Annotated in this window: 16 protein-coding genes; 12 read left to right on the forward strand and 4 right to left on the reverse strand. The window is 70.7% G+C overall.

What is annotated here, in order from left to right:
• Positions 1-81 precede the first annotated feature (81 nt).
• The 9 genes from BFN33_RS09000 (at position 82) to BFN33_RS09040 (ending at position 6,754) form a co-directional block, all read left to right on the forward strand.
• Positions 82-453, forward strand: coding sequence for a hypothetical protein (locus BFN33_RS09000; protein ID WP_069759369.1), 372 nt, complete (start codon positions 82-84; stop codon positions 451-453).
• Between the two features lie 119 nt (positions 454-572).
• Positions 573-1,268 carry a class F sortase gene (locus BFN33_RS09005; protein WP_079140729.1) on the forward strand — a complete coding sequence of 232 codons (696 nt, stop codon included), beginning with the start codon at positions 573-575 and terminating at the stop codon, positions 1,266-1,268.
• 153 nt (positions 1,269-1,421) lie between these two features.
• Positions 1,422-2,579, forward strand: coding sequence for a SchA/CurD-like domain-containing protein (locus BFN33_RS09010; RefSeq protein WP_069759371.1), 1,158 nt, complete (start codon positions 1,422-1,424; stop codon positions 2,577-2,579).
• Positions 2,580-2,646: 67 nt separating this feature from the next.
• A complete protein-coding gene (locus tag BFN33_RS09015; protein WP_069759372.1) occupies positions 2,647-3,108 on the forward strand; it encodes a cupin domain-containing protein in 462 nt (153 codons plus the stop codon).
• Positions 3,105-4,373 (forward strand): beta-ketoacyl synthase, encoded by a 1,269-nt coding sequence (locus BFN33_RS09020; RefSeq protein WP_069759373.1) that lies wholly within the window; start codon positions 3,105-3,107, stop codon positions 4,371-4,373. The genes BFN33_RS09015 and BFN33_RS09020 overlap by 4 nt, the downstream gene beginning before the upstream one ends.
• Positions 4,370-5,620, forward strand: coding sequence for a ketosynthase chain-length factor (locus tag BFN33_RS09025; RefSeq protein ID WP_069759374.1), 1,251 nt, complete (start codon positions 4,370-4,372; stop codon positions 5,618-5,620). The genes BFN33_RS09020 and BFN33_RS09025 overlap by 4 nt, the downstream gene beginning before the upstream one ends.
• Before the next feature lie 42 nt (positions 5,621-5,662).
• Complete coding sequence (locus BFN33_RS09030; RefSeq protein WP_069759375.1) at positions 5,663-5,920, forward strand: acyl carrier protein; 258 nt, start codon at positions 5,663-5,665, stop codon at positions 5,918-5,920.
• A 1-nt stretch (position 5,921) separates the two neighbouring features.
• Positions 5,922-6,401, forward strand: coding sequence for an SRPBCC family protein (locus BFN33_RS09035; RefSeq protein ID WP_069759376.1), 480 nt, complete (start codon positions 5,922-5,924; stop codon positions 6,399-6,401).
• 20 nt (positions 6,402-6,421) lie between these two features.
• A complete protein-coding gene (locus BFN33_RS09040) occupies positions 6,422-6,754 on the forward strand; it encodes a TcmI family type II polyketide cyclase (protein ID WP_057609423.1) in 333 nt (110 codons plus the stop codon).
• Positions 6,755-6,848: 94 nt separating this feature from the next.
• Here BFN33_RS09040 and BFN33_RS09045 read toward each other — a convergent pair whose 3' ends face one another.
• Genes BFN33_RS09045 through BFN33_RS09060 form a run of 4 tightly spaced genes read right to left on the reverse strand, consistent with a single transcriptional unit; the run spans position 6,849 to position 10,734 of the window.
• A complete protein-coding gene (locus BFN33_RS09045) occupies positions 6,849-7,877 on the reverse strand; it encodes a methyltransferase (protein ID WP_069759377.1) in 1,029 nt (342 codons plus the stop codon).
• A 42-nt stretch (positions 7,878-7,919) separates the two neighbouring features.
• On the reverse strand, positions 7,920-8,981 hold the full coding sequence (locus BFN33_RS09050) for a nitrous oxide reductase family maturation protein NosD (protein WP_069759378.1): 1,062 nt from the start codon (positions 8,979-8,981) through the stop codon (positions 7,920-7,922).
• 60 nt (positions 8,982-9,041) lie between these two features.
• Positions 9,042-9,656: an SRPBCC family protein gene (locus BFN33_RS09055; RefSeq protein ID WP_069759379.1), complete on the reverse strand. Its 615-nt coding sequence runs from the start codon at positions 9,654-9,656 to the stop codon at positions 9,042-9,044.
• 46 nt (positions 9,657-9,702) lie between these two features.
• Positions 9,703-10,734, reverse strand: a complete 1,032-nt coding sequence (locus BFN33_RS09060) for a medium chain dehydrogenase/reductase family protein (protein WP_069759666.1) — start codon at positions 10,732-10,734, stop codon at positions 9,703-9,705.
• A gap of 103 nt (positions 10,735-10,837) precedes the next feature.
• Here BFN33_RS09060 and BFN33_RS09065 point away from each other — a divergent pair, with 103 nt between their 5' ends.
• The 3 genes from BFN33_RS09065 (at position 10,838) to BFN33_RS09075 (ending at position 13,686) form a co-directional block, all read left to right on the forward strand.
• A complete protein-coding gene (locus BFN33_RS09065) occupies positions 10,838-11,494 on the forward strand; it encodes a TetR/AcrR family transcriptional regulator (protein ID WP_069759380.1) in 657 nt (218 codons plus the stop codon).
• 347 nt (positions 11,495-11,841) lie between these two features.
• The gene (locus BFN33_RS09070; RefSeq protein ID WP_069759381.1) at positions 11,842-12,045 is read left to right on the forward strand and encodes a cold-shock protein; all 204 of its coding nucleotides are present in this window, start codon (positions 11,842-11,844) and stop codon (positions 12,043-12,045) included.
• 177 nt (positions 12,046-12,222) lie between these two features.
• Positions 12,223-13,686 (forward strand): DEAD/DEAH box helicase, encoded by a 1,464-nt coding sequence (locus tag BFN33_RS09075; protein ID WP_069759382.1) that lies wholly within the window; start codon positions 12,223-12,225, stop codon positions 13,684-13,686.
• Positions 13,687-13,856: the final 170 nt, after the last annotated feature.

Raw genomic sequence — 13,856 nt, forward strand, 5'->3', positions numbered from 1 at the left:
CTGACGGTGGATCACGTCGGGGGAGGGCCCATTTAGCTGACGAAGCACCAGCTGCCCGGCCGCCGACGGAAGGAACGTCACATGCGCTCTGCTCGCATCCTCCTGACCACCGCGGCGGCCTCGGCCGTCCTGGCTCTCGGCGCCTCCGGCGCCTACGCGGCCGGGGACGACTGGGATTCGTCGGACTCCTCCTACAGCAAGGAGAGCAAGGACCCCAAGTACGACCCGGAGACCTACAAGGACAAGGGCGACGAGCACGGCCAGGAATCCGGCGGCAAGCACGACGGCGGCGGCTGGAGCGGCAGCCACGAGAAGCCCAGCGGCGGCATGCACACCGGGGGCGGCGGGCTGGCCTCCCCGGCGATGACCGCGGGCGGGCTCGCCGTGCTGGCGGTCGCCGGAACCGGCCTGTACGCGACACGCCGTAGGAAGGTCGCCGGAAGCATGGCCTGAGCCATGCCGGACGCGATAGCCGCTGTGGCCGCCACGCGCGTGCCGCGTGGCGGCCCGGCCGGCCCTCCCCGTGCCCCGTACGTCCGATCCGCTGCCGTCCCCTGGTGAGGTGGTCTCCGATGGCAGTCCCTCCCCCTCCCCCTACCCCCGCAGACGATCCCGGCCACGAGGAGCCCGCCCCGACCGGGCAGGGATCCCACACCAGGATCATGCTGAGCGCCGTGGCGATCCTGGTGCTGGCCGCGGGACTGTTCGGCGGCCACGACGAGTCGTCGTCCGACGCCTCGCCGCCGCCGGCCGCACCCGTCTCCGCTTCGGCTCTGCCACCCCGGCAGGCGGCCGGACAGCCGGCCGGCCGGCATCTGCCGCGATCGAGGCCCGTGCGTCTGCTCATTCCGAAGATCTCGGTCGACGCGCCGTTCACGGACCTCGCCATCGGTCCCTCGGGCCGTCTCGAGCCGCCGCCCGCCCACGACACCAACCTCGTCGGCTGGCACGCCAAGGGCGCCTCGCCCGGGGAGACGGGCACGGCGATCATCGCCGGGCACGTGGACACGGCGACGTCGGCGGCCGTCTTCGTGAACCTCGGAGAACTCGCGAAAGGCGACGTCTTCCACGTCGACCGGGCCGACGGGCGCAGAGCGTCCTTCGTGGTCGACAGCGTGGAGACGTTCGACAAGGGCCACTTCCCCAGCCGGCGGGTCTACGAGGACACGGCCACGGCCCAGGTCCGGCTCATCACCTGTGCGGGTGACTACGACCGTTCGGCCCGGGACTACACGGACAACCTCGTGGTCTTCGCCCACCTCCTCTGAGCCCGCCCCGACCGGCCGCCGGGCCGGCCGGTCACCCCCACGGTGCATACGAGTCGCGCGCTTGCGGGGGCGGCCTGACGATCGAGGAACGCCGACGTCATCCCCCGTGAACGACGTTCGTCCGCCTCTGCCCCCGAAGGAGATGTACCCAGGATGACCACCACGTCCGACCGTGTTTCGAAAGCGCCTGAGCAGCAGGCGTCACAGCGGGTCTCCCAGTCCGTGTTCGACGGCTCCAGGCTCCGTGTCGTCCTGCTGGTGGACGTCTACGACGGGGCCCAGCAGCAGTTCCTCGAGGCGTACGAGAGCCTGTGCAGCCAGGTCGCCTCCGTTCCCGGACATGTCAGCGACCAGCTGTGCCAGTCCATCGAGAACCCCTCCCAGTGGCTCATCACCAGTGAGTGGGAGAGCGCACCACCGTTTCTCACCTGGGTGAACAGCGAGGAGCACGTGCGGATGGTGGAGCCGCTGCACAGTTGCGTCCGGGACACCAGGTCGCTGCGCTTCCACATCGTCCGCGAGACGGGCGGCCCGGCGGTGCCGACCGGGCCCGGCGAGCGCCGGCTCCAGGCGTCCCCCAGGATCGGTGACGGGCTGATCCGTCACGCCCTCACCTTCACGGTCAAGCCGGGCAGTGAGGACACCGTCGCCAAGATCCTCGCCGGCTACACCTCACCGGAGCCGCGGGTCGACGACGCCACCCGGCTGTGCCGCACCTCCCTCTTCATGCACGGCAACCGGGTGGTCCGGGCCATCGAGGTGCGGGGCGACCTGCTCGCCGCGCTGCGCCACGTCGCCCGGCAGCCCGAGGTGCGGGCCGTCGAGGAAGCCATCAACCCCTATCTGGAGCAGGACCGGGACCTGGACGACCCCGAGTCCGCCCGGCTCTTCTTCACCCGCGCGGCGCTGCCCGCCGTCCACCATGTGACCACCGGTCAGGAGAGCCCGGAGGCCGAGCGGCACGCGCTGTACTACCCGGCCCGTGAAGGGTGCGGTATGCGGCTGGCCGAGCTGCTCGCCCGGCAGGACGAGGCGGCGGCGGACGACCCGCGGGGACCGGTGCTGCGCAGCACGATCTTCCAGCGCGACGACGTCGTGATGCGACTGGTCGACGTACGCGGCGCCCTCGACTCCGACCCCGGTCCCGTGCTCGGTCTCACGGACCACGGCCGGGCGGCCGAGCTGACGGCTCTGCTCGACGGCGAACCCCTCGGACTGGACGGCCGGGCGCTGAAGGACAGCACCCCGGCTCACCTCCTCGCGGTCTCCCGCATGGATCTCGTCACCGACCGCCGCGCGCCCGGCGCCTGACTCGCCGCCATCGGGCCGTGACCGGCCACGCCCTCATGTCGAAGCAGCACATGTTCGGAGGAACGTCGTGATCAAACGTCATCCCGGAGTGGTGGATCTCAGCGAGGTCGAGCCCAACACCCGGCGCGGAGGCGATCTGCGCGCCATGCTCACCCCCACCACGGTCGGCTCCACCAGCGGTTTCATGGGCGTGGCCATCGTGCAGCCCGGCGACCGCATCGCCGAGCACTACCACCCGTACTCCGAGGAGTTCATCTACGTCGTCTGCGGACAGCTCGAAGTGGACCTGGACGGCGAGCCGCACCCGCTCCAACCCGAGCAGGGGCTCCTGATCCCGTCCCACATGCGGCACCGCTTCCGCAACGTCGGCAACGTGGAGGCCCGCATGGTCTTCCACCTCGGCCCGCTGGCGCCGAGCCCGCCGCTCGGGCACGTCGACACCGAGGACGCCGAGGGCAGGCCGATCCCGGCGGAAGCGGCCCACGCGGGTGCGGGTGGGCCGGCCGAACGATCCCGGATGCGCTCATGAGGAGGCGCGTGGCGGTCACCGGCATAGGAATCGTCGCCCCGGGCGGCATCGGTGTCCCGGCGTTCTGGGATCTGCTGACCAGCGGTCGTACGGCGACCCGCGGCATCACGTTCTTCGACCCGTCCGGGTTGCGTTCGCAGATCGCCGCCGAGTGCGACTTCGACCCGGCGGCCCATGGGCTGGACGCGGAGCAGATCGCCCGGAGCGACCGCTACCTCCAGTTCGCCCTGGTCGCCGGGGACGAGGCGATACGTGACTCCGGTCTCGACCTCGCCGGGGAGAACCCGTGGCGGGTCGGCGTCTCCCTCGGCACCGCGGTCGGCGGAACCACCCGGCTGGAGAACGACTACGTGCTGGTCAGCGACCGCGGGCAGCACTGGGACGTGGATCACCGCAAGGCCGGCCCGCATCTGCACCGGGCGTTCACGCCCAGCACCCTCGCCTCGGCGGTGGCGGAGCGGTTCGAGGCCCGCGGGCCGGTGCAGACCGTCTCCACGGGCTGCACCTCGGGGCTCGACGCGGTCGGGTACGCCTTCCACACGATCGAGGAGGGCAGGGCCGACGTGTGCATCGCCGGCGCCTCGGACTCGCCGATCTCACCGATCACCATGGCCTGCTTCGACGCGATCAAGGCCACCTCCCCGAGCAACGACGACCCGGCCCACGCCTCACGGCCCTTCGACGCCCACCGCAACGGATTCGTCATGGGCGAGGGCGGCGCGGTACTGGTCCTGGAGGAGCTGGAACACGCCCGGGCCCGCGACGCGCACGTGTACTGCGAGATAGGCGGCTACGCCACCTTCGGCAACGCCTACCACATGACCGGTCTGACCCGTGAGGGCCTGGAAATGGCCCGGGCCATCGAGGACACCCTCGGCCAGGCCCGGCTCGACGCCACGGCGATCGACTACGTCAACGCGCACGGGTCGGGCACCCAGCAGAACGACCGGCACGAGACGGCCGCGGTCAAACGGGCGCTGGGCTCGCACGCCTATGACACGCCCATGAGCTCCATCAAGTCCATGGTGGGCCATTCCCTCGGCGCGATCGGGGCGATCGAGGTCGTCGCCTGCGCCCTGGCCCTGGCCCGCCAGGTCGTCCCGCCCACCGCGAACTACGAGACCCCGGACCCCGAGTGCGACCTGGACTACGTCCCGCGCGTCGCTCGCGAGCGCAGACTGCGCAGCGTGCTCTCCGTGGGCAGTGGGTTCGGCGGCTTCCAGTCCGCGGTGATCATGACCCTGCCGAGAGGGAGGACCGAATGAGCGCAGCGCATCCCCGGCGCGCGGCCGTCACCGGAATCGGCGTGGTCGCGCCCAACGGAAACAGCACCGAGGCCTTCTGGAAGGCCACCAGTGAGGGTGTCGTCGTCCTGGACCGGATCACCCGCGAGGGGTGCGAGCACCTGCCGCTGCGGGTGGCCGGACAGATCCGGGACTTCGACCCGCCGGCGGCGATCGAGGAGCGTTACCTCGTCCAGACCGACCGGTTCACGCACTTCGCGATGGCCGCGGCCGACATGGCGCTGGAGGACGCCGGGCTCAGCCGCTCCGACACCGACGCCGCGCCGTTCTCCGTGGGCGTGGTCACCGCCGCCGGGTCCGGCGGCGGCGAGTTCGGCCAGCGCGAGCTGCAGCAACTGTGGGGCAAGGGCAGCCGCTTCGTCGGGCCGTACCAGTCCATCGCCTGGTTCTACGCCGCGAGCACCGGGCAAATCTCCATCCGGCGTGGCCTCAAGGGCCCCTGCGGGGTGGTCGCCTCCGACGAGGCCGGCGGCCTGGACGCCCTGGCGCACGCGGCGCGGGCCGTGCGGCGCGGCACCGATGTGATGGTGGCCGGCGCGACCGAGGCGCCGCTGGCCCCTTACTCGATGGTGTGCCAGCTCGGCTACGACGAGTTGAGCACCGTCGCCGAACCGGACCGCGCCTACCGCCCGTTCACCACCGCGGCCTGCGGATTCGTGCCCGCCGAGGGCGGTGCCATGGTCGTGGTGGAGGCCGAGAGCTCGGCCCGGGAACGGGGCGTGCCGGTGCGGGCCACGCTGGCGGGACACGCGGCGACGTTCACCGGTGCCTCCCGCTGGGAGCAGTCCCGGGAGGGACTGGCCCAGGCGATCCGGGGCGCCCTCGACGAGGCCGGGTGCGCACCCGAGGAGATCGACGTCGTCTTCGCCGACGCCCTCGGTGTCCCGGAGGCCGACCGTGCCGAGGCGCTGGCGATCGCGGACGCGCTTGGCCGGCACGGCACCCGCGTCCCCGTCACGGCGCCGAAGACCGCCGTCGGCCGGGCCTGCGGCGCGGCACCCCTGCTGGACGTCGCCGCCGCGGTGCTCGCGATGGAGCACGGTCTGATCCCGCCCACCCCCAACGTCTTCGACGTCTGCCACGACCTCGACCTCGTCACCGCCCGCGCGCGAGCCAGCGAGATGCGCACGGCACTGGTCCTCAGCCGAGGACTCATGGGGTCGAACGCGGCGCTGGTGCTACGGCGCGGCGCCGCCGACGCCTCCTAGCGAGGCGTCGCACACACAACACCAAGCAAGGAGAGGAACCGCATGAGTGACCGAATCACCGTGGAAGAGCTGGCCGAGCTCATGAAGAAGGCCGCCGGGATCACCGTCGCCCCGCAGGAGCTCCAGCAGCGGCAGGAGTCCGGCTTCGACACCTTCGGCCTCGACTCGCTCGGTCTGCTCGGCATCGTGGGCGAGCTGGAGAACCGGTACGGCACGCCGATGCCTCCCGACGCGGAGAAGAGCAAGAGCCCCCGGCAGTTCCTCGAACTCGTCAACAGCGCGCTTCTGGCAGGAGCCTGACATGGCAGGACACACGCAGAACGACATCACCATCGCGGCCCCGGTGGACCTCGTCTGGGACATGACCAACGACGTCGAGAGCTGGCCGCAGCTGTTCAGTGAGTACGCCTCGGCCGAGATCATCTCCCGGGAGGGCAACCGGACCACCTTCCGGCTGACCATGCATCCCGACCAGGACGGCAAGGTGTGGAGCTGGGTCTCGGAGCGGGAACCGGACCGCGACACGCTCACCGTGCGGGCGCGCCGTGTCGAGACCGGGCCCTTCGCCTACATGAACATCGTGTGGCAGTACGAGAAGGTCCCCGAGGGCACCCGGATGGTGTGGACGCAGGACTTCGCGATGAGGCCGGACGCACCGGTCGACGACGCCTGGATGACGGACAACATCAACCGGAACTCCAAGGTGCAGATGGAGCTGATCCGGGACCGCATCGAGCAGGCCGCCGGAGAGCGCCGGCCCGTGTCGATGATGTCCGACTGAGCGGGACGGAGAACATGACGATGCATCAGTCCCTGATCGTCGCCCGGATGGCCCCGGAGTCGGCCCTGGACATCGCCAAGGTGTTCGAGGAGTCGGACCGGGGAGAACTGCCGCACCTCGTCGGGGTCGCCCGGCGCAGTCTCTTCCAGTTCGACGACGTGTACCTGCACCTCATCGAGTCCGAGCGGGACCCCGGGCCGGCCATCGCGAAGGCGGCCGGACACCCCGAGTTCCGGGACATCAGCGAACGGCTGTCGGCGTACGTCACCGCGTACGACCCGGCGACCTGGCGTTCGCCGAAGGACGCGATGGCGCGGTGCTTCTACCGCTGGGAGCGGGACGCCGGCTCCTGAACCGCCGCGGAGCACCGCGGAACGACGCTCGCCGGGCACGCACTGTTCGCGTGCCCGGCGAGCGTCGGTCAGGCGGTTCCGTCCGGGGACGGGGTCAGGCGGGGATCGTGCAGTCGAACGCGTGCAGATACGGGTTGACCGGGCGGATGTCGTCGATCACCAGGCCCGCCTCCGTCAGCCTGCCGGTCAGGCTCTCGGTGGTGTGCTTGGCCCCTCCGACGTTCAGGAGCAGCAACAGGTCCATCGCGGTGCTGAACCGCATCGACGGCGAGTCGTCGACGAGGTTCTCGATGGCCACCACCCGCGCTCCCGGCCCGCCCGCCGCGATGACGTTGCGCAGGACGCGGGTCGTGCTGTCGTCGTCCCACTCCAGGATGTTCTTGATGATGTACACGTCGGCCCGGACCGGGACGGCCTCGCGGCAGTCACCGGGCACCAGGCGCGTCCGGTCCGCGAGCGCCCCTCCCGCGCGCAGCCGTGGGTCGACGTTGTCCACCACGCGCGGCAGGTCGAGCAGGGTGCCGTGGAGCGCTGGATACTTCTCCAGCAGGCTCGCCACCACATGCCCCTGACCGCCCCCGATGTCGGCGACCGAGGTGCTCCCCGACAGGTCGAGGAACTGTGCCACGTCCCGCGCGGACTGCACGCTGGAGGTGGTCATGGCGCGGTTGAAGACGTCGGCCGATTCCGGGGCGTCCTCGTTGAGGTACTGGAAGAACTCCTTGCCGTACAGGTCCTGCACGACGTTGCGGCCGGTTCGCACCGCCTCGTCGAGCATCGGCCACGCGTCCCAGGTCCACGGCTCGGTGCACCACAGTGCGATGGCGCGCAGGCTGTTCGGATCGTCCTCGCGCAGCAGCCGGGACATGTCGGTGTGCGCGAACGTCCCGTCCGGCTGCTCGGCGAAGAGGCCGTAGCAGGACAGCGCACGCAGCAGCCGTCGCAGGGTCTTCGGCTCGGTCTTCACCGCGGCCGCGAGGTCCTCCACGGGCAATGGGCTGTCGTCGAGGGCGTCGGCGACACCCAGCCGGGCGGCCGCGCGGACGGCGGCCGCACATGCCGCCCCGAACACGAGCTCCCTGAGCCGCATGGACGGCGGTGGGGCGGTCTGTGCGGTTGTCATGTGCCCTCTTCCTTCTGCGAGTTCATGAGTGGCCACGGCCGGTCAGCACAGTCCCGCGGGCCGGGACGCCCCACAGGTGTTGCCTTCGAAGGTGTTGCCCTTGCCGGTGGTGTCCGTGTTGACGAGGTCCGCCGGGGCGTTGCCCTCGAGCACGTTGTCGGCGATCCGGTTCCGCTCGCTGGTGGTGCCCACGAAGCTCTTGAACAGGACGATGCCGCCCGACAGCGGGGACGTACCGACGTTGCCGGTGATGCGGTTGCCCGTCACCAGGGTGTCCTCGGCACCGGTCAGCACGATGCCGGAGCCCTGCAGCGCGTCCAGGCGTGCCGTCTTCGGGCAGGACTTGTTGTTTTTCTCGATGGTGTTGTCGCGCACGGTCAGTGCGCCGGCCTTCGGCTTGTTCTCGTCGCCCACGACGAAGACACCCGCGCAGTTGCCGGTGAGGTAATTGTCCGCGACGGTGAGGTTCCTCAGGCGCCGGACGGTGACGCCGATCCGGTTGCCCTCCAGGCGGTTGTGTTCGACCACGGTTCCCCCGGTGTCCGCGGCGCCCGCCTCCTCCTTGATCGTGTTCGCGAGGAACAGACCGGCGTCACCGTTGTCCCGGGCGGTGTTCCTCTTGAACACCCCGTGGGTGGAACGCTCCTGGGCGATGCCCCACACCCCGTTCTTCACCGCGGTCACGTGCCGCACGGTCAGCCCGTCGGTCGCCATGGCGAACACGCCGCTCCCGGTGAAGCCGGTCACGGTGAGGGAGGCGATGGTGACGCCCTCGACGTCGCGGGCCTTCGTCCCGAGCACGCAGATGCCGTTGCCGGCCTCGGCACACTTGCCGGTCTGCTTCGTGTCCGGCTCGATGACGGTGCTGCGGCCCAAGCCGGTCAGGGTGATCCCGGGGGTGCTCACCACGACGCTCTCGCGATAGGTGCCGGGGGCCAGGAGAACGGTGTCTCCCGGCTCGGCGGCGTCCACCGCCCGCTGGATCGACTGTCCGGGAAAGACCACGTGGGTCATCTGGTCGGCGGCGACGGGCGGGGCGGCCCCGAACACGGCCCCGATGATCGCCGCGGCGCATGCCAGGCGGGAGATATGAAATCTCATCATATCCGGTACGTTATGACCCGAAAGGTCGGGAACATGCTGGATGAGCCATCCGACGGCGTGTCACGGCCGGCTCGTGAGCCCGGCCTCCGCGGTGGACTTCAGGTCGCGCAGCCACGCCTCCAGACCCGCGCCGAGGGCCGCGGTCGCGGTGGGGACGTCCGCTTCGACCTGAGTGCCGGTCCAGGTCTCCTCGGTGTGGACGTGCACACCGCCCCTGACCTTCCTGAAGGTCCACAGGTGCACCCCCTCGTCGATGCTCAGCCCCTCCCCGATCGCGGGTCCGCTCCACAGGATGCAGTCGTGGTGCCGGAGTTCGCGGACCGTGGAGGTGATGCCGAGTGTGGTGGCGGGGGTCGTGGGGGTGGCCGGCACCGGGGTCGTCCACCGGAACCGCGACCCCTTCTCCAGCCGGCCGGGGTCGAGACGCTCGGCCGTGAGCACCGGGGGCTGCCAGGACGGCCAGCGTTCGACGTCCGTCTGGAGCTTCCACACGGTGCTCAGCGGCGCCTTGATCACGACGTCGGACCGGTAGCGGATCCGGGCGTCGGCGTCGACGCCGCGTCCGCCGCACCGGGGAGGCCCGCCCTGGTGGGCCGCTTGCGCGACCGGGACGGTGCTGGTGAGGACGCCGACGACGGCGAGCGAGACCGCGAGCGTGCGAAGCCTGATGGACATGGTGTTCCCCTCGTTGCGATGGTCGGTCCGGGTATGCGCCTGCTCGCTACGGGTTGAGGACGATCTTTCCGGCGACGGTGCCGGACTCGGCCAGCCGCAGGGCGTCGGCGGCCTCGGCGAGCGGCAGTCGGGCCGCGATCCGGGCGGTGACCTCGCCGCGCTGGAGGGCGGCGAAGACCTGGGTGAGGTCGGCGCGGAGCCGGGACCGGAACCGGTTCCTGGCCAGGGCCCGGCCGGCCCACACGTTGAAGAAGTAGGCACGCCGGCGGTTGGGCAGCGCGTTCCACAGCCACACCCGGCCCAGGAGCTTCAGTACGGGCCACTGCTTGGAGCCCTCGGCGTCAAGGGTGGTCGCGCTGCCGTACGAGACGAGCGTGCCGCCGGGGGCCAGGAGCCGCCAGGAGTCCACGAGGCCGCGGCCGCCGACGTGGTCGAAGACGGCGTGTACGCCGTGCGGGGCGAGTTCGCGGATCCGCGCGGCGAGGTCGCGGGCGCGGTAGTCGACCGGGACGACTCCCTGTTCCCGCAGGGCCTCGTGGTGGCGCGGGGACGCCGTACCGATCACATGGGCGCCCGCGGCCCGGGCGAGCTGGACCAGGACCGATCCGACACCGCCGTTGGCGCCGTACACGACGACGGTCTGCCCGGGGCGGACGCGGGCCTTGCGGTGCAGCATCTGCCAGGCGGTGATGCCGTTGACGACGAGGGTCTCCGCCTCCGCCGCACCGATCCCCTCGGGCACCGGAACCACGTCCGCCGCGTCCACGAGCACATGGCTGGCCCAGCCGCCGACCTTCACCAGCGCGGCGACCCGGGTGCCGGCCAGGTCCGGCGCCACGCCCTCGCCGGTCGCCAGGACCGTGCCGACGAGGTCGTAGCCGGGCACGAACGGGAACGGCGGCTGGTCGTAGTAGCGGCCGCGCCGCATCTGCTGCTCGGCGAAGGAGACACCGGTCGCCTCCATCCGGATCACGACCTGGCCGGGCCCGGCGGTGGGGACGGCTCCGTGCCGGATCTGCAGCCCCTGGGGGTCGACCTTGCCCGGCAGGACGACCTCGACGAGTTCTTCGGTGTTCATGACGACCTCCACAGAGACGCTGGGTTACTCGGCTTCGCGTTCGTTAGAAGTTATAACCGCCCGAGCTTGGAAGTGTCAATAACTTCAGTGATAACCTCTAACCATGGTGAACACGGAGGCGAAGACACCGCGCGAGCGCTACCGCGCCCAGGTGCGTACGGAGATCAAGGACCGCGCGTGGGAGCAGATCGCCACGGCGGGCGCGTCCGCGCTCTCCCTCAACGCGATCGCCAAGCAGCTGGGCATGAGCGGACCGGCGCTGTACCGGTACTACGCGGGCCGTGACGAGCTGATCACCGAGCTCGTCAGGGACGCGTACCGCAGCCTCGCCGACACCTTCCGCGCCGCCTCCCGCTCCGGCGCCGACGTGACCGTGCTGGCTCACACCCTGCGGGCATGGGCCCTGGAGGATCCCCAGCGCTACTTCCTCATCTACGGCACGCCCGTCCCGGGCTATCACGCGCCGGACGACATCACCGCGATCGCGTCCGAGATCATGGCGACGATCCTGGACGCCTTCACCGCGCTGCCGTCGAACGGCCCGGCGACACCGTTCGACACCCACCTGGATGACCACCGGGACTGGGCGGACGGCCACCCCGCCCCCGCCGCCACCCTCCACCGGGCCCTGACCTTCTGGACCCGGCTGCACGGCACCCTGTCGCTGGAACTCGCCGGCCACTTCAACGGGATGGGATTCGACCCCGCGCTGCTCTACGCCGCCGAACTGGACGCCCTGACCGGCCTCGACCCGATGTGACTTTCGTCCTGCCGGGCGCACCGGCCGCCGACGCCGGTGACGGCCGGGCATCTCGCGTCCCAGGAGGTCACAGGGCTGTGGAGACAGGCGCACGGCCGGAACACTCGTGCACGCAGAGCAATATCTGTGCCCGTGGTGTGAGAAATAGAGACGGGGCCCGGCGAGTATTCCTCGAACAGCGGTCGGATTCAGAATCAGTGAAACCGCAGGTCCGACCCCCCGTGCTAGTGTCGATCTCAGTTGCAGGTGTGGTTGCCAGAAGGTTTTTTCCGACGGGCTAATCAGCACGGCGACACGGAGATTCACACAGGGTGAATTTCCGAAACCGCCTCCGAAGGAGAAATGACATGGCTACTGGCACCGTGAAGTGGTTCAACGCGGAAAAGGGCTTCGGCTTCATCGAGCAGGACGGCGGCGGCCCCGACGTCTTCGCCCACTACTCGAACATCTCCGCCCAGGGCTTCCGCGAGCTGCAGGAAGGCCAGAAGGTGTCCTTCGACATCGCTCAGGGCCAGAAGGGCCCGACGGCCGAGAACATCGTCAACGCCTGACACCGGCACCGCAGCGCATACTTCGCAGCTGGGGCCCGCACCGTGCGGTGCGGGCCCCAGCTCGCGGCATTTTTCAGGGCGCATCACACATCGCCTTCGGCTCGTTCTCGCGATTCTCTGCGCCGCTCATCGGCTGCGGGAATTCCTTGATACGCGCCGTATCAAGGAAGGTTTCGCATGAATCGCACACGCACTACTCCCACCCGTGGCCGCTCCGCCGGCCCGCGCCGTTCCAAGCCGCACGGAAATCGGCAGGCCGTGTCGGGCGAGTTCGCGCCGCCCAGGACGATCACGCCCGGGCTGCCCCCCGTCGAGGCGTTCGCCGATCTCGACATGCCCGCACGGCTGTTGGCCACGCTGGCCCAGGAAGGCGTGACCGTACCGTTCCCGATCCAGGCGGCGACCCTGCCCAACTCCCTGGCCGGCCGTGACGTCCTCGGCCGCGGCCGCACCGGCTCGGGCAAGACCCTCGCCTTCGGCCTCGCCGCACTGGCCCGTACGGCGGGACGCCGTGCCGAGCCGCGACAGCCGCTCGCCCTGGTCCTCGTCCCCACCCGCGAGCTCGCCCAGCAGGTCACCGACGCGCTCACTCCGTACGCCCGCTCCGTGAGCCTGCGGCTGGCCACCGTCGTCGGCGGGATGTCCATCGGCAGGCAGGCCGGCGCGCTGCGGGCCGGGGCCGAGATGGTCGTCGCGACGCCCGGGCGACTGAAGGACCTCATCGACCGGGGCGACTGCCGCCTTGACCAGGTGGCCATCACGGTCCTCGACGAGGCCGACCAGATGGCCGACATGGGCTTCATGCCCCAGGTCACCGCCCTGCTCGACCAGGTCCGCCCCGGCGGCCAGCGCATGCTCTTCTCGGCCACCCTGGACCGCAACGTCGACCGGCTGGTGCGCAGCTACCTGCACGACCCCGTCGTCCACTCGGTCGACCCCTCGGCCGGCGCGGTCACCACGATGGAGCACCACGTCCTGCATGTGCACGACGCGGACAAGCACCGGACGACCACCGAGATCGCGGCACGCGACGGCCGGGTGATCATGTTCCTCGACACCAAGCACGCGGTGGACCGGCTGACCAAGCACCTGCTCAGCAGCGGTGTCCGCGCGGCGGCCCTGCACGGCGGCAAGTCCCAGCCGCAGCGCACCCGCACCCTGACGCAGTTCAAGTCCGGGCACGTCAACGTGCTGGTGGCGACCAACGTCGCGGCGCGCGGCATCCACGTCGACAACCTCGACCTCGTCGTCAACGTCGACCCGCCCACCGACCACAAGGACTACCTGCACCGCGGCGGCCGTACGGCCCGCGCCGGCGAGTCCGGCAGCGTCGTCACCCTGGTCACTCCGAACCAGCGCCGCGACATGAGCCGGCTGATGGCTTCGGCGGGGATCACCCCGCAGATCGCCCAGGTGCGTTCGGGCGAGGCAGAGCTGAGCCGCATCACCGGCGCCCAGGCCCCGTCCGGGGTCCCGGTCGTCATCGCCGCGCCGCAGCCGGAACGCCCCCGCGGCGCGTCCTCCGCGTCCTCGTCCCGGGGCCGTCGCGGCCGCCGGAGCCAGTCCGGCCAGGGCCGCCCCGCGGGCGAAGCGGCACGCCGCGGCGGACCGCGACGGACCGGCTTCGGTTCCGCCGCCTAGGACGTCCTCTCTCTCAGCTCCCAGTGGGGCCCTTGCCGACACGTGTCGGCAAGGGCCCCACTGTCGTATCGCCTGCCTCAGGATGTCTGCGTCACTCGAACGCCAAAATCTCCTCTTGTCAGAGTAGACATTGGCCGTCGGCACGGTTACTGTTTTTCTCGTAGCCAAGG

Source organism: Streptomyces sp. LUP47B (genome assembly GCF_001746295.1).
Taxonomy (GTDB): domain Bacteria; phylum Actinomycetota; class Actinomycetes; order Streptomycetales; family Streptomycetaceae; genus Streptomyces.

Coding starts and splice junctions, on each gene's coding strand:
- BFN33_RS09025 (WP_069759374.1), top strand. CDS start 4,370: ATGAGCGCAGCGCATCCCCGGCGCGCGGCCGTCACCGGAATCGGCGTG.
- BFN33_RS09075 (WP_069759382.1), top strand. CDS start 12,223: ATGAATCGCACACGCACTACTCCCACCCGTGGCCGCTCCGCCGGCCCG.
- BFN33_RS09045 (WP_069759377.1), bottom strand. CDS start 7,877: ATGACAACCGCACAGACCGCCCCACCGCCGTCCATGCGGCTCAGGGAG.
- BFN33_RS09005 (WP_079140729.1), top strand. CDS start 573: ATGGCAGTCCCTCCCCCTCCCCCTACCCCCGCAGACGATCCCGGCCAC.
- BFN33_RS09060 (WP_069759666.1), bottom strand. CDS start 10,734: ATGAACACCGAAGAACTCGTCGAGGTCGTCCTGCCGGGCAAGGTCGAC.
- BFN33_RS09055 (WP_069759379.1), bottom strand. CDS start 9,656: ATGTCCATCAGGCTTCGCACGCTCGCGGTCTCGCTCGCCGTCGTCGGC.
- BFN33_RS09010 (WP_069759371.1), top strand. CDS start 1,422: ATGACCACCACGTCCGACCGTGTTTCGAAAGCGCCTGAGCAGCAGGCG.
- BFN33_RS09065 (WP_069759380.1), top strand. CDS start 10,838: ATGGTGAACACGGAGGCGAAGACACCGCGCGAGCGCTACCGCGCCCAG.
- BFN33_RS09030 (WP_069759375.1), top strand. CDS start 5,663: ATGAGTGACCGAATCACCGTGGAAGAGCTGGCCGAGCTCATGAAGAAG.
- BFN33_RS09050 (WP_069759378.1), bottom strand. CDS start 8,981: ATGATGAGATTTCATATCTCCCGCCTGGCATGCGCCGCGGCGATCATC.
- BFN33_RS09035 (WP_069759376.1), top strand. CDS start 5,922: ATGGCAGGACACACGCAGAACGACATCACCATCGCGGCCCCGGTGGAC.
- BFN33_RS09040 (WP_057609423.1), top strand. CDS start 6,422: ATGCATCAGTCCCTGATCGTCGCCCGGATGGCCCCGGAGTCGGCCCTG.
- BFN33_RS09000 (WP_069759369.1), top strand. CDS start 82: ATGCGCTCTGCTCGCATCCTCCTGACCACCGCGGCGGCCTCGGCCGTC.
- BFN33_RS09070 (WP_069759381.1), top strand. CDS start 11,842: ATGGCTACTGGCACCGTGAAGTGGTTCAACGCGGAAAAGGGCTTCGGC.
- BFN33_RS09020 (WP_069759373.1), top strand. CDS start 3,105: ATGAGGAGGCGCGTGGCGGTCACCGGCATAGGAATCGTCGCCCCGGGC.